This is a genomic window from Prevotella marseillensis (assembly GCF_900625065.1).
Classification (GTDB): Bacteria; Bacteroidota; Bacteroidia; order Bacteroidales; family Bacteroidaceae; genus Prevotella; species Prevotella rara.
In genome coordinates, this window is the sequence record NZ_UYXY01000001.1 from 618,141 (window position 1) to 641,602 (window position 23,462).

Here is a 23,462-nt window from a genome sequence, read left to right on the forward strand (position 1 = left end):
CCTTTCATAAAAAATTAGCAATTTTGCACCCGTTATGCCGTTTCAATTTCATCTTGACATACTTGACTGGATTTTCAAGGGTATACTCATAGGCATTGTAGCGTCTGCGCCTATGGGGCCTGTCGGGGTTCTTTGCATTCAGCGCACGCTGAACAAAGGGCGTTGGTATGGCCTTGTTACCGGTATCGGAGCCACAATCAGCGACTTTATCTATGCGCTGATAACGGGTTTTGGCATGAGTTTTATTGTAGACATAATCAACAATAACCAAAATCGTTTTGTCTTTCAGATACTTGGCAGCATAATGCTCATGGCGTTTGGTATATACTGCTACAGGTCTGACCCTACGAAGAAAATACATATCAGCGGCAGCAAAAAGGGCAGTCTTATTCATAACTGCGTAACGGCATTCCTTGTAACTTTTTCAAATCCGCTGATTATATTCCTGTTCATGGCTGCCTTTGCCCAGTTTGCCTTCGTAATGCCAAAGCATCCGCTACACATGTGTGTAGGCTATCTCAGCATTATATGCGGAGCCCTGTTGTGGTGGTTTGGTCTTACATGGCTTATTGACAAAGTCCGCAATAAGTTCGACAACAGCAGCATCGTTATAATCAACAAGATTATCGGCAGTGTTGTCATTATCTTCTCGTTGCTGGTGCTTATCGGCACTGTGTTCAATCTGTACACTTTCCACTATTAGTGTGCATGAGCCGTAACCGTTAATTGCCGGCGCAACAGTTTTGTGTTGAACTTTATTTTATCTAAAACATGTTTATATCACAAGAATTAAGAAAAAAGAACATAGCCGAGTATCTGCTCTATATGTGGCAGGTGGAAGACATTATCAGGGCATATGGCTGCAGTCTCAGCGCCATACGTCATGATTATATCGACAAATTCAACTATGACGAGGAACAGAAGGAGGAGATGACCGACTGGTATGGAAACCTGGTGAGAATGATGAATCAGGAAGGATGCCGCCAGAAAGGGCATTTACAGATAAACAAAATCGTAATGCAGCAGCTTATCGAGCTTAACGCGCAGTTGCTGCAAAGCACAAAATTCCCGTTCTATACTACGGAGTATTATAAAGTCCTGCCGTTTATTGTTGAGCTGCGCAAGAGGGGAGCAGACAACGAGGAGAATGAAATTGAAACCTGCTTTAATGCCCTTTATGGTGTGATGATGCTCAGACTGCAGAAAAAAAAGATAAGTCCGGACACGGAGCATGCAATAAAAGAGATAACGACATTCATCGGGATGCTCTCGGATTATTATATCAAAGACAAGAATGAGCCCCTTGAGTTTGACTGACAGTCAGCTTAGCTTTTAACTAAAGAAACTTTTATACTATGAATATATTGATTACAGGTTGCAACGGACAGTTGGGCAACGAGATGCAGCTGCTTGAGGACAAATATCCTCAGCACCGCTTTTATAATACAGACGTAAACGAACTTGACATCACCAATCAGCTGGCTGTGGCTGACTTTATCAACCGCAATGCCATCGACGGTATTGTAAACTGTGCGGCTTACACGGCTGTTGACAAGGCTGAGTCGAATCAGAAACTTTGCACGGCACTCAACACGGAGGCTCCGGCATACCTCGCCATGGAAATAGAGAAGCGTGGCGGATGGCTGATACAGATATCTACAGACTATGTGTTTAACGGAAAGAGCTTTGTTCCTTACACCGAAACAGACACACCATGTCCTGACAGCGTATATGGAAGCACAAAGTTGGCAGGCGAACTTGGCGTCAGCAAATTCTGTAAGCGCACGATGATAATACGAACAGCGTGGCTTTACTCAACGTTCGGAAATAACTTTGTGAAGACCATGCTGCGTCTGGGACGCGAGAAAGAGCAGCTTGGCGTGGTGTTCGATCAGATAGGCACACCTACGTATGCACGCGATTTGGCTGTTGCAATAATGGCTGTCATTGAGCAGGGCATTAAGCCGGGTGTGTATAATTTCTCTAATGAAGGCGTCTGCAGCTGGTATGACTTCACCAAAGCCATTCACCGCATAGCCGATATCAGCACTTGCAAGGTAAGGCCACTTCACACAGCCGAGTATCCCACACCTGCGGTACGTCCGCATTACAGCGTGCTCGACAAGACGAAGATAAAGAATGAGTACGGACTGGATATCCCTTATTGGGAAGAAAGTCTTGCCGACTGTATTGAAAAGTTGCTGAATAATAACTGATACGAATTTTTTAACAAACTGTCTGACGACAGAAATCCTGATTTTAAGTTGAGACGGCAGGCCGCACGACTTGCCATGTTGCATGTGAGCAGTTGCAGTCTGGAAGTCGTCTCGTGCTTATTTTCCAATTACAAGATAAAAGTATATGAATAACGAGATTGAAAGAAGAAGAACGTTTGCCATAATTTCGCACCCTGATGCCGGTAAGACTACGCTTACGGAGAAGTTCCTGCTCTTTGGAGGACAGATACAGGTGGCAGGAGCCGTAAAGAACAACAAGATACGCAAGACGGCAACTTCAGACTGGATGGATATAGAGAAGCAGCGTGGTATTTCTGTTTCTACTTCGGTTATGGAGTTTGATTATGAAGGTTATAAGGTGAACATTCTTGACACACCCGGTCACCAGGACTTTGCCGAGGACACTTACCGCACGCTTACTGCTGTTGATTCGGCTATCATTGTTGTCGACGGAGCAAAAGGTGTTGAGGCTCAGACCAGAAAGCTGATGAATGTGTGCCGTATGCGCAACACGCCCGTTATAATATTCATCAACAAGATGGACCGTGAGGGACGTGACCCGTTCGACCTTCTTGATGAGCTTGAACAGGAACTCGAGATACATGTAAGACCTTTGTCGTGGCCGATAAACCAGGGCGCGAAGTTCAAGGGCGTATATAATATATATGAGGAGAAACTCGACCTGTTTACACCCGACAAGCAGCGCGTGACAGAGAAAGTTGAAGTTGACGTTAACAGCGAGGAACTTGAACAGCATATCGGTGAGGCTGACGCAAGCAAGCTTCGTGAAGATCTTGAGCTGGTTGAGGGTGTATATCCTGAGTTTAATGTAGATGACTACCGCAATGCAGAAGTAGCTCCTGTGTTTTTCGGTAGTGCGCTGAACAACTTCGGTGTGCAAGAGCTGTTGAATTGTTTCGTTAAGATAGCCCCGAGCCCTAAGCCTGTCAAGGCTGAGGAGCGTATGGTTTCGCCTGATGAGCCTAAGTTTACAGGCTTTATCTTTAAGATTACAGCAAACATCGACCCCAACCATCGTTCTTGCATCGCTTTCTGTAAGGTCTGCAGCGGTAAGTTTGAGCGCAATCATCCTTATCTGCATGTACGTCAGGGAAAGACTCTCCGCTTTTCGTCGCCGACGCAGTTTATGGCGCAGCGCAAGAGTACTATCGACGAGGCGTATCCTGGCGATATCGTAGGCTTGCCCGACAATGGCATATTTAAGATAGGTGATACACTGACAGACGGAGAGATATTGCATTTCAGAGGATTGCCGTCTTTCTCTCCTGAAATGTTCAAGTATATAGAGAATGACGACCCGATGAAGAGCAAGCAGCTCAACAAAGGTGTAGACCAGCTTATGGATGAGGGCGTGGCGCAGATGTTTGTTAATCAGTTCAACGGCCGAAAGATAATCGGCACGGTAGGACAGCTGCAGTTTGAGGTTATACAATACAGACTTGAAAATGAGTATAACGCAAAATGCCGTTGGGAACCGGTTCATCTGTATAAGGCATGCTGGATAGACTCAGATGATCCAGCTGAGCTCGATGCATTCAAGAAACGCAAATATCAGTATATGGCTAAAGATAAGGACGGCCGCGATGTGTTCCTGGCTGATTCAGGTTATGTCTTGCAGATGGCACAGCAGGACTTTAAGCATATCAGATTCCATTTTACTAGTGAATTTTAATATTAAAATATAGGCGTGAAATTCCGTGAACGCATACAGACGTTTCCGGCTATTTCACGCCGTTAACCCTTAAAATCTATATCATGCATTTTCCTTTCTTCCGTAGACACAAACGCTCTTCTGTTGAAAAACTTGCAGAGAAGGCAGGTGTCGTTTTTGGTGAGAACAATTCTTTTGCTTCATGTTTTTGGTCTTCTGCCGAGCCTTATCTGATAAAGATCGGTTCCAGCTGTCAGATAACGGCTGACGTTAAGATTTTCACTCATGGCGGAAGTAAGGTTGCCCGTACAATTTATCCAAAGTTTGATTGTTTCGGAAAAGTTGAGATAGGCGATAATGTGTATATCGGCAACAATTCGCTCATCATGCCCGGAGTAACCATTGGCAGTGATGTGCTTATTGCTGCAGGCAGTGTTGTCTGCCATTCTGTTCCTTCTGGAGTGGTTGTCGGTGGCAATCCGGCACGCATAATATGCAAGGTGGAAGAATATATAGAGCGCAATAAACCTTATAATCTTGATACAAAGGGACTGTCGAGAAGGGAGAAAAAAAAGGTGATAATGGCGGCAGGAGAAGATATGTTTATTAAGAAGAGAATGATGAAATAATAATTTTTGTACAATTAACGTTATGAGTTACGAACATTTATATGGTATTTGTCCTGCTGGTGAAGGCAACGGCATGGTTGATAGTATTGAACTGCGGGCGGTATCTGTTTTGGCAAAATTTGCCGATGGTAAGATTTCTTGTGATGATTTTGGTGATGAAATGATGCGTATTGGCGAAGAGCTGAATAAGCAGATGGAAGACGGTGACGGAAATATTGTTATAGACGCAAGTGTTCCTCAGTGGCTTATTATGTTTATGGGAAATAAGTTCTCAAAATGGAATATGATGAGAATGCAGATTAATGCAGCAAGACAGAATCCCAAGATTACGTCTGATCCAAGATGGAGTGAAGTTGAAAAAATGGTGAAACAAGAAAATGACGTGCTGATGCATGCTGTCAGGCATAGCCTCACCTTATGGCAAAATGATTAAACATAATCAAGGCTGACTGTCGGTATACCCTTTGTTTTATGCACATGTGCTTTGTGCGAAATATAATGCCTACAATAGACAAAAATCCATACATATACTAACAGCATGTATGGATTTTTGTTTAATATCACGTGAGTTTGTGAATAATAAGAATTACAGCAAAAGAATTATCCCAATGTGTATTCTTCAATGTTTCTGAAACCGTTGAGGAACATGTTGGCATTCATGCGCTTCTTGCCGCTAAGCTGTATCTCATCGAGCTGGAGCCATGCATTCTTTGTGGCAACTAAGAATTTTCCGTTGAACACCATTATTGTTCCTTCTTTCTTGCCGTTGCATGGAATCATTGTCTTTGTTGACTTGAATATCTTCAATACGTTTTTCTTGCCGTTTTTATCGGTCATGTTTGTCCATGCTCCAGGATATGGCGCCATACCGCGTATGAAGTCGTAAAGACTGTTGGCTGTCTGTTCCCAATTGATAAAGCAGGTTTCTTTAAATATCTTGGGTGCATTATGCATCTCTTCTCCGGTCTTTATCATTTCCTCCTGCGGCATGGAGTCTACATGTCCGTTGCCTTCAATTATTTTGTCTATAGTCTTGATTGCAATTCCTGCCCCAAGATGCATAAGCCCATTATACACATCCTCGGCATTATAATCTTCTTTTATCTCGAATAGTTCTTGCATGATTATTCTTCCTGTATCAATGTCGTGGTCTAGGAAGAATGTCGTTACTCCGGTTTGTTTTTCACCGTTTATGACAGCCCAGTTTATAGGAGCTGCACCGCGGTATTGCGGCAGCAGGGCTGCATGTACGTTGAATGTTCCGTATTTAGGCATGTTCCATACAACCTCCGGCAACATGCGGAAGGCTACTACCACCTGAATATCAGCGTTATACTTTTTAAGTTCTTCGATAAACAGTGGGTCTTTCATTTTTACAGGCTGCAGAACAGGCAGTCCTTTTGACAACGCATATTGTTTTACGGCAGGAGCCTGGAGCGTGTCTTGGTGTCTGCCTACCGGCTTGTCTAGCTGTGTTACTACAGCTACAACATTGTAGCCGCCTTCAACGAGTGCCTGAAGAGTTTCAACGGCAAACTCCGGAGTACCCATAAATATTATCCTTAAATCTTTCTTTTCCATGTCTTTTACCTTAATCTTTTGCTTGTTGTTACTAAATTTTAAATTATTTCTCCAAGTTTAATATTATAGAGGTTGTCGTTATGACATGTCTGTAAATTTTAAAGTCATGTTATTCTACGGTAACAGACTTTGCGAGATTTCGTGGCTGATCTACGTTCAGTCCTTTTTCAACAGCCACGTGATATGCTATAAGCTGAAGAGGAATGGCAGAAAGAAGTGGGGCCAGCGAGGCTAACGTAGAAGGAACTTCTATCGTTGCTTCTGCAATTTCTTTTACGGCCTCGTCGCCTTCCGTTACGACGGCAATGATGCGGCCGTTTCTTGCTTTTACTTCCTCTATATTGCTGATGATTTTTTTGTACAGCTGATGGTGGGTCGCCACAAATACCACGGGCATGTTTTCGTCAATAAGAGCTATCGGACCATGCTTCATTTCGGCTGCAGGGTAGCCTTCTGCATGTATGTAGCTTATTTCCTTTAGTTTCAGAGCGCCTTCGAGTGCTACCGGATAATTGAATCCGCGCCCCATGTATAAGGCATTTTCTGCATAAGTCAGTGAGCGTGCAATGTCTTTGATCTCTTCGTCTTTTGCTAAAACGCTTTTTATCTTTTCTGGTATGTTGCCAAGCTCTTCAATAGTGCTTTCATACTCTTCTTTTGAGATTGTGCCCCGTTCGTGTCCGAGAGCCAAGGCAAAAAGTGTCAGAACCGTAACCTGGCCTGTGAATGCCTTAGTTGAGGCTACGCCAATCTCCGGACCTACGTGTATGTATATGCCTGTGTCAGATGCCCTGGCTATGCTGGATCCGACAACATTGACTATGCCGAAACACATGGCTTTGTTCTCTTTGGCGAGCTGGAATGCTGCAAGCGTGTCGGCTGTCTCGCCGCTCTGTGATATGGCAATCACAACATCGTCCGGTGATATTACGGGGTTGCGGTAGCGGAATTCAGAAGCGTATTCTACTTCAACCGGAATATTGGCCCATTGCTCAATGAGCTGTTTGCCGATAAGGCCTGCGTGCCATGAAGTACCGCATGCCACGATAATGAATCTTTCGGCTTTCATCAGGCGTTCGCGGTGCATGTTTATGGTACTTAGTACAATTCGCTTTTCGTTGAGCAGCAGGCGTCCTCTCATGCAGTCGGCCATACATCTCGGCTGATCATAGATCTCTTTCAGCATGAAATGTTCAAATCCGCCTTTCTCAAGCGACTCGAGACTAATGTTCACTTCTTTAACCTCAGGCGTTATGTCTTCGTAGTTAAGATTGTTTATCTCTATTTTCTTTCCGATTTTCAGCAGTGCCACTTCGTTGTCGTTGAGATAAACCATCTGTTTGGTATATTCAACAATCGGCAGGGCATCAGATGCAATAAAGAACTCTTTATGATCGGCCCCGATGCCTATTACGAGAGGGCTGCTCTTTCTTGCAACGACAATTTTGTCGGGGCAATTCTTGTCGATAACGGCAATGGCATAGGCTCCGACAACCATTCGCAGCGCCATGATAGTGGCGTTTTCAAGGCTCTTGTCGTATTTTTTTTGCATATATTCAATGAGCTGAACCAGCACTTCTGTGTCTGTTGAACTCTTGAATGTGTATCCTTCTTTTTCGAGAAGGATTTTCAGATTGCTGTAATTCTCAATAATTCCGTTATGGACAAGGGCGAGGCGTCCGCTCTGAGACACGTGTGGATGTGCGTTTATGGCTGATGGTTCGCCATGAGTAGCCCATCTTGTGTGAGCAATGCCAATTTGTCCTGAAATATCTCTTTGTGATGTCAGGGCTTCAAGATTACTTACCTTGCCTTTTTCCTTATAAACGTTCATAACTCCTTCGTTGTTTATAAGTGCAACTCCGGCAGAGTCGTATCCTCGGTATTCAAGGCGCTTAAGTCCTTGTATAAGAATGGGATAAGCATCTCTGAAACCTATATATCCAACTATTCCACACATTGTTATTCCTTGTTTGTTTTTATATAAAAGTTCACCGCATCAGATGTCAAACGGTTATATGCGGCAGGTATATATCTGCAAAGATAGTAATTTTAGTCATAAATATACATTTTGCCCTGTCATTTTATATTTTATTTTTGAGTTTTATGTATTGACTGTTACAAATGTTTGACCGGTTACTATAATATTCTGCCATATGGATAATGCGATAAAATATTTTGCCTATGGATTAAATACTCAAGCTGTTTTGGCTATTCGTGTTAATTGAATATGGCAGAGGATAAAAGTAGCTGAAGCCATTATATAAAAAGTTCCGCCCTTGTCTTCAGCCATTGGCAAGACAAGGACGGAATGCTTTGTTTTGACTTGTTTTAATCTTAAAGATTTTTTATTTTAGAGCGAGTATTATGATTATTTCAGTTCGTTAATTGCTTCGTTGAGCAGCGCTTTGAGATAATTGTCTTTGCTGCGCTTTTGCATTTCCTTTATGCTGTCCATACATGTTACCTTCTCGCTTTCGTTGAGCAGGCTGCCGTATGACTTGCATAGTTCCAATATTTTGTTTACAATTCCAGTGCAGATAGTGAGCTTGTTTGCCCCGCCTTCATCCAGAACGGCATAATATGCAACCCTTAGATTTCCGAATCTTTTCAGAAAGTCCATGTCAGTTTTTATTGCGTCATCGCTTGTGTGGATTGTTATATTTGAAAAATCTTTATTATTGTTGTACGATGACGATTGTCCTGATTTATGTGTTATAATATGTCCGTTGTCATTAATAGTAACTATATCGCCGTTGTCTTTCATGGTAATAATTGTTCTTGTGGCGGGGCGATTCACTTTCTGTGGGTCTTTTCCGTATATCTTATATATTATTCCCCATACTTTGTCTTCTTTTACTTTCTCCTTCCATACTATGGCATAAACGTATCTGTAAAGACTGTCGTTGCTGTCATGAAACAACATAACATCATAGTTATGGTCAATATGTTTTCCGAACAAAATCTCTTTGTCAAGATTGCGGCCATAGCTTACTCTCATCAGTGTTGCATCGCTTATTCCGCTTGATCTTTTTGCCAAATTATAGGCATTTGATGCGTCTTTGTTGAATGCAGAGTGTATGCTGTTTAAGGCTTTCGACTTATTTGACGGAAGCTCAAAAGTATATGAATAGCAGTAAGATTTGTCTTTTACGCCGTTTTGCTCCATTGTAACTTCTTTCTTTATGTATTCCTCATAATTCTTATTGTTCACAAAGTCATCAATGGCATTGTCTATATTCTTTTGGGCATGGGCACCAAGCGACATTATTATGCACGCTGCTGTTGTGGCAAAATATCTATATGTCTTCATAATGGTATGTTTTTTAATAATATTCGTTTTCTTCTGTTTCATAGTCAATACCTTCTTCGAGGGTGGCCATAATAAGTTCTATCTTTATATCCTGTCTGTTATACAGGTCGTATATCTCTCTTATTTTTTGTTCTTGTTCTAAACATATTTGGCGCAGCTTTTCTTCAGCCATTTGGTCGGCCACAACATTTATCGAGTCGCGCTCAGCTTTTGCGAGATATGTTTTTGGCGGCATCACTTTGTAGACCCTTCTCTTTATTCTGCTCTTTTTCTTATTTGGTTTTACGGCCTCTTTCTTCATAGAGTCGATGGCCAGAGTATCTTTGGATGATATGATATTTTCTTCTGTCGCCAGTTTGCCGGCTGCGTTTACTGTTTGTTGTTCAGGCATAATGTCCGGAGTACCAGGACGCACCATCATAACCAATGCTACTATTGCTGCGGCTGCTGCCATGAGCATAGCCACCGTTATGGCTTTACTCCTGTTTTTTGCCGTATGCTTTTGTCCGTTGGATTGCAATGGCATTCCGTCGTCAAACCATCCGAACATATCTTTGTATGGCTTCCATTCGTCTTCCACTTCATGTGTGCGGAGATATTCAGCTATGCGGTTTTCTTCGTCAACCGTAGTCTGTCCGTCCATGAATCGCTTTATGAGTTGTTCTATTTCTTTATTCATAGTGTTATATTCCAGCCCTTTTTTGAAATTCTTTCAGTATTTTCATTCTAGCCCTTGATAGTAGAGTTGCCACCGAGGTTTTTTCCATGCCGAGCAGCTTGGCTATTTCCTCGTTGCTTTTATGTTCAACCTGTCTCAGCTTTAGTATCTGATATTCCTTCGGAGGCAGTTCGGCCACCCGTTTCATCAGCCAGTTGTGGTCTTCTTTTATTTCAACACAGACGTCCGGAGCCGGAGCCTTGTTGTCGGCTATGTTGCTGTGGTTGTCCAGTGGCTGCTGAGGCCTTTTTCGGTGTACGTCTATTGCCTTGTTGCGTGCAATGCATACAGCCAGTTTCTCGGCGTCAGTCTTGCTGCTTATGTCGTTGCGCAATGTCCAGAGCTTTAGCATCACGTCTTGAGCAATGTCTTCGGCTTCATCCTTGCTCATAGAGAGGGCAAGGGCTGTAGCCACAGCTTTTGCTCTTGTTGATTTTGCTATTTGTTCGAACTCTGTCTGCTCCATATGTTTTCCTTGTTTAGTGTTATAACGTTTTGCCTGCCAGATTATAAACTGACGTTAACATTTATTATGAAAGCAGCGGCTCGCGCTTATAAAAATCATTTCGCCTTTTAGAGTATTTTCTGTTTATGACTGATATTTCCTTTTATAATAAGGGCGGCTTGTATGTGCCGTTATGTCAGGACGATGTAATTTTTTTTACCTATATATATTGTAGTCAAATGTCTTTTGACTGTTGCTAAGATTTCGCATATTGTATATCATTTTGCCTTGGCCGGAAATAACATTTGTTTTAGATACGCCGTTTTATGAATATTGTGTAATTTTGCACCTTGAAATCATCGATGCAGCAATCTTGCTTGATGTCTGCATATTGGTTTCGGCATGAATAATGTTACAGGTTAGAGTTTTTAAGGTAATTTATGGGTAAGGCAAATATAAACAATACGGCATACGAAGAACGTTTGGGTACAGACAGAATGTTGCCTCTTGTGCTGCGCATGGCTATGCCGTCGGTGGCAGCTCAGATTGTTAATCTGTTGTATAATCTGGTCGACAGGATATATATCGGTCACATTCCGGGCATCGGCACGGACGCGCTGGCTGGTATCGGTGTTACGGGGGCCATAATAATACTTATTTCTGCGTTTTCGGCAATAGTCAGTGGCGGCGGTGCTCCGTTGGCTGCCATAGCCCTCGGTCAGGGCGACAGAAAGAGGGCAGGGCAGACCTTGGGTAACGGTTTTGTCCTGTTGCTTATTTTTACGCTTCTGACCACTACTCTTACATATCTCTTCATGGAGCCGTTGCTGATGTTTACCGGCGCGTCTGAAAATACAGTAGGTTACGCAAAAGATTATCTTTCAATTTATCTTTTAGGTACACTGTTTGTTGAAACGTCGGTAGGACTTAACACGTTTATAAACACTCAGGGACGTCCGGCGATAGCGATGTATTCGGTGCTGATAGGCGCCGTTCTTAACATAATACTCGACCCTATTTTTATCTTTGTGATGGGCATGGGCGTCAGGGGCGCGGCCTTGGCTACTGTTATATCGCAGGCATGCAGCGCGTTGTGGATAGTAAGTTTTCTAACGTCAAAGCGTGCTTCACTCAGATTGGAGTTCAGGTATATGCGCCCTGACAGAAACGTGATTTCTCACATTCTGGCTTTGGGCGTGTCGCCGTTCATTATGGCAAGTACGGAGAGCCTCGTCGGCTTTGTCCTTAACAGCAGCCTTGAAAAGTTCGGCGACATTAATGTCAGTGCTTTGGCCATAATGCAGAGCGCCATGCTTGTAGTTAGCGTTCCCCTTGCAGGCTTTGCGCAGGGCTTTGTGCCTATTGTCAGCTACAACTATGGCCACGGAGACAGAAACCGCGTAAAGGAATGCTTCAAGATTGTGCTGGCAATAATGTTTACGTTTAATTTCGTACTTGTGCTGTTCATGGTTCTGTTTCCGTCTTTGGTGGCAGCAGCCTTTACAACCGACGAAGCTCTTATCAGTACGGTATGCCGGGCCATGCCAGTATTCTTGTGCGGTATGACCATTTTTGGACTGCAGCGCACGTGCCAGAATATGTTTGTAGCACTGGGACAGGCTAAGGTTTCTGTCTTTATCGCCTTGCTCCGCAAAGTTATATTGCTCATACCTTTGGCTTTGCTGTTGCCTAAGTATATGGGCGTGATGGGCGTTTATGCAGCCGAGGGAATATCTGATGCAACTGCAGCAATACTATGTACGCTGATTTTTGCATATCAGTTTCCACGTATATTGCGCCGCATGTAGCACGTGCTGTTAATCGTTTTTCAAATATTTGGTTTTGTTTCAGCTTTGCATTACCTTTGCAGAATAGAATATTATAAATTATGCTGTTAAGTCGTGAAACTTTTTTTGAGATAATACGTTTTGGCATCGTAGGCGTTATTGCCACGGCCCTGCATTATGGCATATATTGGCTTTTGCAAAGTGTAATCGACGTAAATGTAGCTTATACCATAGGATATTTTCTGAGTTTTGTGGTAAACTATCTATTGTCGGCAAAGTTTACGTTCCGTAAGAAGAAGTCGGTTAAAAATGGTTTTGGCTTTGGCGGAGCTCATCTTTTCAACTATTTCTTGCAGATCGGACTGCTTAATCTATTCCTTTGGTTTGGTGTGAGCAAAGAGCTTGCGCCTGTGCCTGTTTATTGTATTGCAATACCGACAAACTTTTTGATTGTCCGTTTTGTATTCAGGAAAATAGGTTGATGTTTGCTTGCTGGACTGAATATGGCTTACAACTTAATTATAAGGATATCTGATAAAAGCTGATTAAAAGAATATTGCGACATAGGTAAAATATAGTCTGCATTGTATTTTGGACAGCCCGTTTTGTTTAGCTGCAATTAAGGTCCTTTTATAAGCATCGCTAATTTTGAATGCAAAAAATCGAAAGTAGAGAGCCTGTTTGTGATTGTAAATCGTTGGCGCTATAGTGAGATTTTGTGAAATGTATAACCAAAACAATATGTATTGGTTTTAAATCATTAACCTATTGTTTTTGAGTCGTAACTGGGCCACTTTTGCATCAAAAGTGGCCCGGTTTTTCATTGAAAACAAATGGTTTTTTACGGATAATCCGATGTATTATTACATCGAATTAAATAATTTCGGGATAGGGAGCTAAAAAAAACATCACGCTTTTTGCGCAATGCTTTTATTTATATCTTTTGATTAGAATTGCCACCAATGTTTTTTCTTTGGCCTTTCATCATATGAAACATGGCCCTGACGTTCCATCATGATGTCTTTATATGTCTTGTTTTCTTTTATCATTCTGTATATTGTTCCCCAATCAGGCAGGCCTCCTATATTGCGGTCGTCAATAAACATGTCAGCTTTAAGCTTGCGTGAGTAGTGGTTGTTGTTTGACGTGCCTTGTTCTTCAGGATAATCTTTATTAACAGCATAAAATTCCACTCCGCGGTCCTTGCACCATTGTACGGCCTCGTCGAGCAGTTCGCCTTCGCGTACAGACCATAATATGAGCTTGTGATGATCAGCAATCAACATTTTAAGAGTATCTGTCGCAAACGGAATCTCCTGGCCAATTTCAGGATATCTGTGTTCAACAATTGTGCCGTCAAAGTCTACTGCAATAGTCATAATTCTATTTCAAAAAAATAATGCTAAATATGAATAACTTTATAAGTAATTGAATATAAATGTTTAAAAGTATACGGAAACTTTCTGATTGGAAAGTCGCCGTATACTTTTGGGTCAGTTGTTATCTTTTTACGGAGTTGTCGTTTTTGTTGCCGTAATGGCTGTTAGAATAATCACCATAGTTGCCGTATGAGCCATACGACTTACCCTTGCCGTAATGTCCGTATTTGCCATACTTGCCGTATTTGCCATATCCATAATAATAGCCATACTTCTTGTCTGAAAGGTCTATGCCGTTGATAGCGATGCACAGATTTGGCAACTTGTTCTCTGCAGCCAGTTCGTTTATCATGCCGAAGCTGGCTTTCGGAGTGTAGTCTGCACGGCACATATAGATACAGATGTCGGCATGCTTGCCAATCTGCAGCGTATCTGTTACCAGTCCGACCGGAGCCGTGTCTACCAATACATAGTCGTAGTTCTCTCTGAGCAAGTTGAGCACCTGTTCAAGTGCAGGGCGAGAAACAAGCTCTGCCGGGTTGGGAGGAATAGGACCAGCCATCAGAAGATCGAGGTTATTGTTAATCTCTGAAGGTACGATTTGTTTTTTAACGTCGCTCCATTCCGGATTCGTCATTGTAAGCAATGGCGTGATACCGTTATTGTGATTGTTTATTTTAAACAATTCTGCCAATCTTGGCTTACGGATATCAAGACCAATGAGGATTACTTTCTTGCCGAGAAGTGCAAAGCTTACGGCCAGGTTGGCTGCTGTAAATGTCTTTCCTTCGCCGGATGTTGAAGACGTAAACATGATTACGTTTTGCTTTTCTTTCAGCATAAACTGAATATTCGTACGCATAGAGCGGAATATTTCCTCCATCTGGTTGTTCTGGTTCTCGTGTACGACAATGTCAGCCCTTGTCTTTGCTGTTTCGCTTGCTACAACAATGTCTGCAATGATTGGCAGCTTGGTAAGGCTTGCAACATCTTCATGGCCTTCAATTCTGTATCTGAAGAAATTAATTACGTATAAAATCAGAGACGGAATGGCTATACCCATTATGAGGGCTATAAGCATTATTATGCTGCCCTTCGGGCTAACCTTGCCGGCGTACTGCGGCATTTCGATAAGTTTTCCTTTGTCTGCTGTTGCTGCTAATGAGATAGAGTTCTCTTCGCGTTTCTGCAATAGCATAAGATAGAGTCCTGACTTTACTTCCTGCTGTCTTCCGATCTGAGTCAGTATACGCTCCTGTTCAGGGGCTTTGGTTACTTCACCGCTGTATTGGCCCAGCTGCATCTGTATGGCGTCACGTTGTATTGTGAGGCTCTTCTTTGCCTGCTGCAGTGCCTGGTGTATGCTTGCCTGCATGTCATCGAGTTGTGATGTCAGCTCTATTACCACCGGGCTGTTTTCTGAAGCCGTGCGAAGCAGTCTGTTTCGTTCGAGGGCTATCTTGTTGTATTCATTGATAAGCGATGTTGACGCTTCGTCTTGAAGTCCTACATTTGACGGCAAAACCTGATGCCTGTTACCTGGACGGTTGGCAAAGTTGATAAGGCTGGTTATCAGAGATATCTGAGTGTTTGCCTCATTGAGCTTCTGCTCGTATACAGAAGTGTTTGTCGATGTCGTGGTGGCATCCAGTTTTAGCTCCATCAGCCTGTTGCGCTTCTTGTAATCTTCAAGTTCGCCATCTGTCGAACTAAGTTCGGCATTGATTTTTGCCAGACGTTCGTTGATGAACTCTTCTGTACGTACGGCTATCTCGTTCTTGTCTTCGTTGGCTTGTCTGTTATAGCAAACCACAAGCTGGCGCAGATAATCCATACTGCGGCTTATGTCCTGATCCTGAAGCTGCAGGCTCAATACAGAAGACGTCTTTGATGTCTGTTCAACGGATAAGCTCTTGACATATTTATATGCAGCAATACGGGGTGAATTTAATATAGCAATTTCTGATTCTCCGTCTTCAAGCTTATAACGCCCGTTTGCAGTCAATGTGACAATTCCGACTTTTGTACGTATTACGGCAGGTATGCCATCTATTGTCTTTTCTATTTCGTAAGGACCGTCAAAAGCAACCTCGTTTTCAGGGATATAATATGTACCTTTGACAATGTAGCCATTGTCTTTTCTTGTAATTTTTAGTTTGACCGGAGCATTCAGCTTATCCATGTGGGCAAAATCCATGTCAACATTTATTGGCTGCTCTTTGTATATAAGCTGGTCTTTTACATGCCCCTTTAGATAATAATTGACGTATAATTTTAAGTCGCGTACAGCTTGTTCGGCAACAGTGGTTGATGTCAGGATTTCCTGCTCATTCTCTATACCATAGTTGTTGCTTATAATACCAAGGTTAGACATACTCTCCAGTGCCTGAAGGCCTCCTCGTCCAGAGCGTCGGCTGTTGTCGTCGTCCTTAATCAGCAACTTAGCTATTGTGTTGTATACCGGTGTAGTGTAGCGCAGGTAAAGAAAACCAATGCCAACACATATCAGTATAGATAAAATAAACCATTTCCAATTAAGTATAAACGCCTTGTAAATGGTTTGGAAGTTGAAGGAAGATTGCTCTTCTGCAAATTCCTGAACTTCTTGGTTGTTTTTTAATTCGTTCATTTATTTTTATCCTAGTTTATTTGTTTGTTATCCTATTAAACTTATAAGGTATTTTCCGTATTCATTTTTCAACATGGGCTGAGCAACTTCTTTAAGTTTCTCAGAGTCAATCCAACCTTGTTTGAATGCAATCTCTTCAAGGCATGCAATTTTCAGACCTTGACGTTTCTCTATAACCTCAATGAAAGTTGACGCCTCGCTCAGACTGTCGTGTGTACCTGTGTCGAGCCATGCGAATCCTCTTTGAAGTGTTTGAACTTTCAGAGTCTGTCGTCTGAGGTATTCTTGGTTGACAGATGTTATTTCCAGTTCGCCTCGTTTGCTTGGCTTGATGTTCTTTGCAATCTCAACAACGCTATTTGGGTAGAAATATAAGCCGACAACGGCATAATTGCTTTTCGGATTTTCAGGCTTTTCCTCTATGCTGAGACAGTTGCCGTTCTTGTCAAATTCAGCCACTCCGTAACGTTCCGGATCGTTGACATAGTATCCGAATACAGTTGCGTTTCCGTTCTTCTCTGCCTCTTCGACACTTGCGTGCAACATCGCAGAAAATCCTGCTCCGTGAAAAATGTTGTCGCCTAATACAAGGCATACGCTGTCGTCGCCGATAAATTCCTCGCCGATGATAAATGCCTGTGCAAGTCCATCAGGCGAAGGCTGTTCGGCGTATTCGAAATGTACACCATAGTCGGAACCGTCTCCGAGCAGTCTTTTGAATCCAGGCAGGTCGTGTGGTGTTGATATTATCAGAATGTCTTTTATGCCAGAAAGCATAAGTACTGAAATGGGATAATATATCATCGGCTTGTCAAAAATTGGTATCAATTGCTTGCTGATACCTTTAGTGATTGGATATAAACGTGTGCCAGAACCACCGGCCAATACAATACCTTTCATCTTGTTTTGCTGTTAAATTAAATAATACTTAACCTGTTGAATGCCTGTTTTGTCAGGTCTTTGTGATGTTGTTTAAAAAATTATACATCAATTGCAATAATCGCATATGCTTTGCAAAGGTATAATAAAAGTTGATAATAATCAAATTTTATTTTGATTTTTGATGTATTTGATGTAATTTTGCATTTATATTTTAATTGCCGTGATATTGTTCATGGCTCGTTAGTTTAAATTATATTGATTAAAGACATGGGATTTTTAAGTAAATTATTTGGAAAAAGCAATAAAGAAGAACATAAGACTGGAGGCATGGAAGATTATATGACACTTGTGCGTGTCTATCTTCAGGCTGCAATCGCTGAAAATGCCGGCATAACTAATCTGGCGATGCTTCCTGACCTGAGAATGTTCAAAACCACTCTTCACGTTCCGACATTGAACAACAAACTTGGAGTGGGGGAGAAAAAGCATTGTAAAAAGATGCTTAAGGACTTGTATAATACAGAAGATGACTTCTTCAAGGAAGTTGACCAAAGCATCCGTAAGAATTGCCGTAAGATACAGGACGTGCAGACATATCTTATCCAGTTCCAGAATTTTACTCAAGATCTCATGATGCTTATGGGTAATCTGATGAAGTTTAAGCTTCGTATGCCTTCGTTCATGAAAAAGGCTATATATGGAATGACCGAAAAGACCGTAGCTGACATTTTCCATAAGAACGACTTTAAGGATATGGGCGTTATGAAGACGGTGGTAGCCATCCGTAATTACGATAAGCGGTTGGGCTTCAGCGAAAAATGGATAACCGATTTTGTGTTCCAGGTCGTAATGCTGGCTAAGAAGGAACCGCGTCCCGCTGATGATGACAACTTGAAAAATAATTCGAAATAGTAAGTCTGCTTATATGCCGTAATGAGTTTGCCTCCGCAGTCTCGTTATGGCATAATTTGTTGATTTATGTAAAATCGGATGAATAAATTTTGCAAGTTGATAAATTTGTGCTAAATTTGTAGGCAAAACTTTTTGTGATGGCTGACAATGATAAAATAATGACGCTGTTTACCACACGTGTAAGGCAGTTGATTCTTCAGTACAACCAATTGAAGAAAGAAAACGAGGAGCTTTATGCGATGCTTGATGCACAGGAGGAGGAAATGAAGCGTCTGAAATCAACTTTGGAACAGGCACAGAAAGACTACGATAGCCTCAAGATGGCCAAAATGATGGAGATATCTGACGGCGACATTGAGTCGGCAAAGCGCAGACTGTCAGGCCTTATACGCGAGGTTAATAAATGTATCACGCTGCTTAGTGAGGAATAGTGACGTAGTGATGGCTGAAGGAAAAGATAAATTAAATATAAGACTGCACGTTTATGATACAGAGATACCGGTTTATAATATAATACCGGAAGAAGAGCCTTTTTATCGTAATGCGGCCAAGCTTATAACAGAAACGGTAAATACATATTCAGAACGCTTTAGGTCAACTAAAAGCGAGAAAGAAATCTTGTATATGGCGATGATTAATATCGCACTGAATCTGGAGTTTGAAAAAACTAACAACGACACAGCACCCTATGACGATATTCTCACAAAGATAACCAATGAGATCGAAGATGCTCTTGGCGTGTCTGAAACAGGCATGCGTGCAGCTACGGATAAAAAATAAAAGTGAGAATATTAACATTATTAAAATAAACAAATGATATTAAATATTATTATTGCCGTCGTAGCACTTGTTTTGGGTGGACTATGCGGATATTTTATATTCAGGTATGTTCTTACCGGGAAATATAATGAAATGATTTCTGCAGCTCAAAAAGAAGCTGAAGTGTTGAAGGAAAAGAAGAAGCTCGAGGTTAAGGAGATTTTTCTTAATAAAAAGTCTGAACTCGAAAAGGAGGTGCAGAGCCGTAACCAGAAAATTCAGCAGAGCGAGAACCGACTGAAGCAGAGAGAGCTCTCTTTGAATCAGCGCCAGGAAGAACTGGGCCGCAGAAAGCAGGACGTAGATCAGCAGCAGCAGCGTGTTGATAATGAAAAGAAACTTTTGCAGATTAAGCAGGAGGAACTCGACAAGATGCAGCTTCAGGAGCGTGCAAAGCTTGAGGAACTTTCCGGTCTCAGCGCAGAAGAGGCAAAGAACCGTCTTGTTGAGAGCCTGAAAGACGAAGCCCGTACAGATGCTGCAAGCTATATCAACGAGATTATGGACGAGGCTAAGCTTAACGCCAATGCTCAGGCTAAGAAAATCGTTATACAGACAATACAGCGCGTTGCTACTGAAACCGCGATAGAAAACTCTGTCAGCGTGTTCCATATCGACAACGATGAAGTGAAAGGACGTATCATCGGCCGTGAAGGACGTAACATCAGAGCTCTTGAAGCAGCAACAGGTGTTGAGATTGTTGTCGACGACACTCCTGAGGCTATTGTCATTTCTGCTTTCGATCCTGTTCGCCGTGAGGTTTGCCGTTTGGCTCTTCATCTGCTTGTTACTGACGGACGTATCCACCCGGCACGTATCGAGGAAGTTGTTGCTAAGGTTAAGAAGCAGCTCGACAACGAGATTATCGAGACAGGTAAGCGTACAGCCATCGACCTTGGTATACATGGTCTGCATCCTGAACTTATACGTATCATCGGTAAGATGAAGTATCGTTCAAGCTATGGTCAGAACCTCTTGCAGCATGCCCGTGAGACAGCCAACCTCTGTGCTGTAATGGCTTCTGAGCTTGGTCTTAATCCTAAAAAGGCTAAACGTGCCGGATTGTTGCACGATATAGGTAAAGTGCCTGACGAGGAGAGCGAACTGCCGCATGCTCTTTATGGTGCAAAGATTGCTGAAAAGTATAAGGAGAAGCCGGATATCGTTAATGCCATTGGCGCTCACCACGATGAAATAGAGATGAACACACTGCTCGCTCCTATCGTTCAGGTCTGCGATGCTATCAGTGGAGCCCGTCCTGGCGCACGCCGCGAAATTGTTGAGGCTTATATCAAACGTCTTAATGATCTTGAGGCTATTGCTATGAGTTATCCGGGCGTTACAAAGACATACGCAATTCAGGCTGGCCGCGAGTTGCGCGTAATCGTCGGTGCGGATAAGATGGACGATAAGGAAACAGAGAATCTGTCTGGCGAGATAGCAACTAAGATTCAGAACGAGATGACATATCCGGGACAGGTTAAGATCACTGTTATCCGTGAAACAAGAAGCGTGGCATACGCTAAGTAAAATCAGAAAATACATACTTCTATATAAAAAGCGTGAACATTTCTCTGTTCACGCTTTTTTATTTTATGTTTACACCGCCTATACATAATTATATATGTCGGTTGTATTTTATGTTAAATGATGAAAGACCATGATGCATTTTGTGCTGTTGGCATCCATATGTCAGTTTTGTCATTCCGGGGATCTGTCGAAGATGTAGTCTGCCCCATAGTGGCTGCATATCATGCGCAGGCATGCTAAACCGCACTGCATCGCGTCGTGCTGAAGGTAGAGTTTAAAGTTTCTCATTTATTTTATAATACCCGAAAATCAAACTAATATTTACGGTCCATCAAGTTGAGGTCATCCTGAATATCTTTCATGATGTCCTTGTCCAAGTCAATTTTCTTATGGTTCTTTCTTGCTTAAGATTGACATTTCATATAATTCTTTCTAAGAGGGATATCAGTGAATCTGTATAGATAATGGCGTTAAAAAATAGAAGTACTACCAAGAATCTTTTCATAATTTATGAATTTATATAGCATTTAATATTCTGATTTTTATTGATTATTGCCTTGTTCTGTCTATCACATCGTTGTTATTTCTTGATGAACTTACTGTTATGTCTTGATTAAACAAACTGAGCGATGCTGACAATGTGATACCTCTCATGTCATTAGTGCCGTAGGTTCCGTGTTGGGTGTTGATGTATCTGATATCAATATTGTTATAATTTGCACGGTGCAAGATATCTGATACACTGAGTGTGAGTGTTAATTTGTCTTTTATCATGTTCATCTGTACACCTGCGCTCCAGTTGTTTGCGGGACGCTGGGATATATTTGTGTCTTCAAGATAACTTTGGAATGTGAATGTTGTGTATGCCGTAATTTTGTTGTTCAGAAAATAATACAAATTCATGTTTCCTGAATAAAACGGATGGTGTATTTTTATTGTTTTATTGAGGAATATGTATTTATATTTCGGAAAGTTTATGTAAAGGTTTCCACTGAAGTATAGTTTACCTGAAAACATTCTTCTGTTGTATCCAAGCATTGTGTAAAATGATTCAGAACGTTTAACGTTTATCGGTGTCTCGCATACTATATCTGTGGACGGATCCTGATTGTATACAACGCTTTTTATAAGGTTGCGTGTGTGAGTATATCCGGCAGTCACGTATAATCCTTTCCATCCTGCGTAAATTGAGATATTGTCGTTCACGCTGGGTTGCAGATCTCTGTTACCTGCTGAATACGACAAAGAGTCCTGATAAATAGGATAAGGGTTAAGGCCGGTGTATTTCTGCCTATTTACGCTTCGTCTGTAATTAAGCTGGAAAGTCAAGTTTTTCCACGGGAAGACGGTTAATGTACCCGATGGCAGGAAGAAAGAAGTATGTCGGGAGTTGCTGATTGTTTCCGACAGAGTGTTTATCCAAACCTTTGTATCAGAATATTCGTAGCGCCCACCCAATGATAAGTGAACTTTTTTCCATTTTTTCCCGAGGCTTAAATATGCGGCTGTAACATTGTCTTCCGTCTTCTGTCCGTTTGAGCCCAATGTCTCAGGCTGCCATTTGCTGTCAGACAGATAGCCGTATCTGTCATTTACATTATAATAACGTGCCCCTGCTTCCGAACTGATATTGAAAGGCAGATTAAATGAATAAGTGGCATTAAGTGTCATTATTTTATATTTGTTCGTAGTTTTCGTGAAGTTATTGTTCCCGTTATCATTATTTTTGTTTTTTTCTGCAATATCTGTTCGCGAATTGTTGCTTATTATAGAATAGTCTCCGCCCAGTGACAGGAGTGATTTTCCTATTTTGCTTTTGTAATATAGAGTTACATTATGTAGGTTACAATTGTCTATTGTTTGTCTTCTGATATTCTTGTCGTTGTATTTTTCTGTATCAGAATATTTCATATCAGCATTACTTATGTCGTTTTCTTTTTCATGCTGGAAGTAATAAGCCAGACTTATTGTGTTGTTTTTGTTGATGTCGAAATTATTATTCCACGTTATGTCGTGATTGTGAGAACCCATGAATAATTCGTTGGCTTCATCGCTTCGGAATGTACGGTCGGGATGAGAAATCTCTGTATAATATGTTTCTTTGTTGAGAGACATCCAAGCTCCGTAATCATATCCTATAGATGAATTCCATATACCATATTTCATGCGAAGCTCAAATGATGGATTTTCTGAGAATTTCCGTCTTACAGTGGTCGTATTATAGACGTCAAGTGCAATGAAGTCTTTTAGTGGTTTTATTGTTATTATGTTTATCACAGCGTTGGTTCCTGCCGGATATTTGGCTGAAGGTTCTCTTTCAATTTCTATCTTTGCAATGTCTGATGTTTTCAGTGTTGTGAATATGTTTTGATTGGTTACTTCTTTTCCGTCAACATAGTATATTGGCTTTCCTTTTCCAGCCACGTCAAAGTTGTTGTTCCCTTTTGCTATTATCCCAGGTGTGACACTCAGCATATTTCCAAGGTTTCCCATCTTGCTTAGAAAAGTTCCTTTAACGGTTACAGTCTGTCTGCTTCCTTCTGTTTCTACTATAGGTCTGTAAGCTTTCACTTCAATAGAACTCAGTCTGAAATCTTTACTTATGCTGTCTTGTTGCGCATAAATATCAGTGGTGGTATGAATATACAGTGCTAATATTAGTAAAAAAGTCTTCATATGTTTGTTCTTTTAGATTCGACGTTAAATTTAACGTTGGTATTTAATTATAATTTACTATTTCTCTTTTTTGTTCCCATAAATTAAAGGTAACATCTCTTCAATATGTTTTTATAAATGGAGCAATAGCTTCTGTGCCACTGGATATATAATGTATTGCCACAAGAGCTTATTGACGAAGTGTCGACAGATTGCGCCAATGTGTGTGCTGTAAATGCCATAACGGCAAACATTATTAATAGTATTTTTTTCA

The 23,462-nt window shown here is 41.6% G+C and carries 22 protein-coding genes; 12 read left to right on the top strand and 10 right to left on the bottom strand.

The features are described from left to right. Nucleotides 1–34 precede the first annotated feature (34 nt). The 6 genes from EJL04_RS02695 (at nt 35) to EJL04_RS02720 (ending at nt 4,971) form a co-directional block, all read left to right on the top strand. Complete coding sequence (locus tag EJL04_RS02695) at nt 35–703, top strand: LysE family translocator (RefSeq protein ID WP_053398167.1); 669 nt, start codon at nt 35–37, stop codon at nt 701–703. A gap of 68 nt (nt 704–771) precedes the next feature. After that, the gene (locus EJL04_RS02700) at nt 772–1,317 is read left to right on the top strand and encodes a DUF4924 family protein (protein WP_125103988.1); all 546 of its coding nucleotides are present in this window, start codon (nt 772–774) and stop codon (nt 1,315–1,317) included. Between the two features lie 38 nt (nt 1,318–1,355). Continuing rightward, the gene (gene rfbD / locus EJL04_RS02705) at nt 1,356–2,216 is read left to right on the top strand and encodes a dTDP-4-dehydrorhamnose reductase (protein WP_125103989.1); all 861 of its coding nucleotides are present in this window, start codon (nt 1,356–1,358) and stop codon (nt 2,214–2,216) included. 145 nt (nt 2,217–2,361) lie between these two features. After that, nucleotides 2,362–3,930 carry a peptide chain release factor 3 gene (locus EJL04_RS02710; protein WP_053398170.1) on the top strand — a complete coding sequence of 523 codons (1,569 nt, stop codon included), beginning with the start codon at nt 2,362–2,364 and terminating at the stop codon, nt 3,928–3,930. An 83-nt stretch (nt 3,931–4,013) separates the two neighbouring features. Beyond that, on the top strand, nt 4,014–4,538 hold the full coding sequence (locus tag EJL04_RS02715; RefSeq protein ID WP_125103990.1) for an acyltransferase: 525 nt from the start codon (nt 4,014–4,016) through the stop codon (nt 4,536–4,538). Between the two features lie 22 nt (nt 4,539–4,560). After that, complete coding sequence (locus EJL04_RS02720) at nt 4,561–4,971, top strand: hypothetical protein (protein WP_125103991.1); 411 nt, start codon at nt 4,561–4,563, stop codon at nt 4,969–4,971. 167 nt (nt 4,972–5,138) lie between these two features. Here the strand turns inward: EJL04_RS02720 and fmt are convergent, their stop codons facing one another. The 5 genes from fmt to EJL04_RS02745 form a co-directional block, all read right to left on the bottom strand. Further along, on the bottom strand, nt 5,139–6,119 hold the full coding sequence (fmt, locus tag EJL04_RS02725; RefSeq protein WP_125103992.1) for a methionyl-tRNA formyltransferase: 981 nt from the start codon (nt 6,117–6,119) through the stop codon (nt 5,139–5,141). 109 nt (nt 6,120–6,228) lie between these two features. Further along, nucleotides 6,229–8,079: a glutamine--fructose-6-phosphate transaminase (isomerizing) gene (glmS, locus tag EJL04_RS02730; protein ID WP_021853948.1), complete on the bottom strand. Its 1,851-nt coding sequence runs from the start codon at nt 8,077–8,079 to the stop codon at nt 6,229–6,231. Nucleotides 8,080–8,490: 411 nt separating this feature from the next. After that, on the bottom strand, nt 8,491–9,432 hold the full coding sequence (locus EJL04_RS02735; protein ID WP_125103993.1) for a hypothetical protein: 942 nt from the start codon (nt 9,430–9,432) through the stop codon (nt 8,491–8,493). A gap of 13 nt (nt 9,433–9,445) precedes the next feature. Then, nucleotides 9,446–10,111: a hypothetical protein gene (locus EJL04_RS02740; RefSeq protein WP_125103994.1), complete on the bottom strand. Its 666-nt coding sequence runs from the start codon at nt 10,109–10,111 to the stop codon at nt 9,446–9,448. Between the two features lie 4 nt (nt 10,112–10,115). Then, complete coding sequence (locus tag EJL04_RS02745) at nt 10,116–10,616, bottom strand: RNA polymerase sigma factor (RefSeq protein WP_125103995.1); 501 nt, start codon at nt 10,614–10,616, stop codon at nt 10,116–10,118. Nucleotides 10,617–11,035: 419 nt separating this feature from the next. On the opposite strand from EJL04_RS02745, the gene EJL04_RS02750 reads away from it, so the two are divergent. Further along, complete coding sequence (locus EJL04_RS02750; RefSeq protein WP_021853943.1) at nt 11,036–12,403, top strand: MATE family efflux transporter; 1,368 nt, start codon at nt 11,036–11,038, stop codon at nt 12,401–12,403. A gap of 80 nt (nt 12,404–12,483) precedes the next feature. Further along, on the top strand, nt 12,484–12,864 hold the full coding sequence (locus tag EJL04_RS02755; protein WP_125103996.1) for a GtrA family protein: 381 nt from the start codon (nt 12,484–12,486) through the stop codon (nt 12,862–12,864). A gap of 465 nt (nt 12,865–13,329) precedes the next feature. On the opposite strand, the gene EJL04_RS02760 is transcribed toward EJL04_RS02755, so the two are convergent. The 3 genes from EJL04_RS02760 to rfbA form a co-directional block, all read right to left on the bottom strand. After that, nucleotides 13,330–13,761 (bottom strand): BT0820 family HAD-type phosphatase, encoded by a 432-nt coding sequence (locus tag EJL04_RS02760; RefSeq protein WP_021853941.1) that lies wholly within the window; start codon nt 13,759–13,761, stop codon nt 13,330–13,332. 121 nt (nt 13,762–13,882) lie between these two features. Next, nucleotides 13,883–16,390 carry a GumC family protein gene (locus EJL04_RS02765; protein WP_125103997.1) on the bottom strand — a complete coding sequence of 836 codons (2,508 nt, stop codon included), beginning with the start codon at nt 16,388–16,390 and terminating at the stop codon, nt 13,883–13,885. Between the two features lie 27 nt (nt 16,391–16,417). Then, nucleotides 16,418–17,290 (bottom strand): glucose-1-phosphate thymidylyltransferase RfbA, encoded by an 873-nt coding sequence (rfbA, locus tag EJL04_RS02770; RefSeq protein WP_021853939.1) that lies wholly within the window; start codon nt 17,288–17,290, stop codon nt 16,418–16,420. 249 nt (nt 17,291–17,539) lie between these two features. On the opposite strand from rfbA, the gene EJL04_RS02775 reads away from it, so the two are divergent. From EJL04_RS02775 to rny, 4 genes are all read left to right on the top strand, one after another. After that, a complete protein-coding gene (locus EJL04_RS02775; RefSeq protein ID WP_021853938.1) occupies nt 17,540–18,184 on the top strand; it encodes a hypothetical protein in 645 nt (214 codons plus the stop codon). A gap of 137 nt (nt 18,185–18,321) precedes the next feature. Continuing rightward, on the top strand, nt 18,322–18,615 hold the full coding sequence (locus EJL04_RS02780; RefSeq protein WP_021853937.1) for a hypothetical protein: 294 nt from the start codon (nt 18,322–18,324) through the stop codon (nt 18,613–18,615). A 10-nt stretch (nt 18,616–18,625) separates the two neighbouring features. Further along, nucleotides 18,626–18,964, top strand: coding sequence for a cell division protein ZapA (locus EJL04_RS02785; protein ID WP_053398180.1), 339 nt, complete (start codon nt 18,626–18,628; stop codon nt 18,962–18,964). Between the two features lie 33 nt (nt 18,965–18,997). Then, nucleotides 18,998–20,533: a ribonuclease Y gene (rny, locus tag EJL04_RS02790; protein WP_125103998.1), complete on the top strand. Its 1,536-nt coding sequence runs from the start codon at nt 18,998–19,000 to the stop codon at nt 20,531–20,533. A gap of 171 nt (nt 20,534–20,704) precedes the next feature. Here the strand turns inward: rny and EJL04_RS02795 are convergent, their stop codons facing one another. Further along, the gene (locus tag EJL04_RS02795) at nt 20,705–20,821 is read right to left on the bottom strand and encodes a cysteine peptidase family C39 domain-containing protein (RefSeq protein WP_125103999.1); all 117 of its coding nucleotides are present in this window, start codon (nt 20,819–20,821) and stop codon (nt 20,705–20,707) included. A 261-nt stretch (nt 20,822–21,082) separates the two neighbouring features. Further along, entirely contained in the window at nt 21,083–23,209 is a 2,127-nt protein-coding gene (locus EJL04_RS02800; protein WP_125104000.1) for an outer membrane beta-barrel family protein, read from the bottom strand. Nucleotides 23,210–23,462 lie beyond the last annotated feature (253 nt).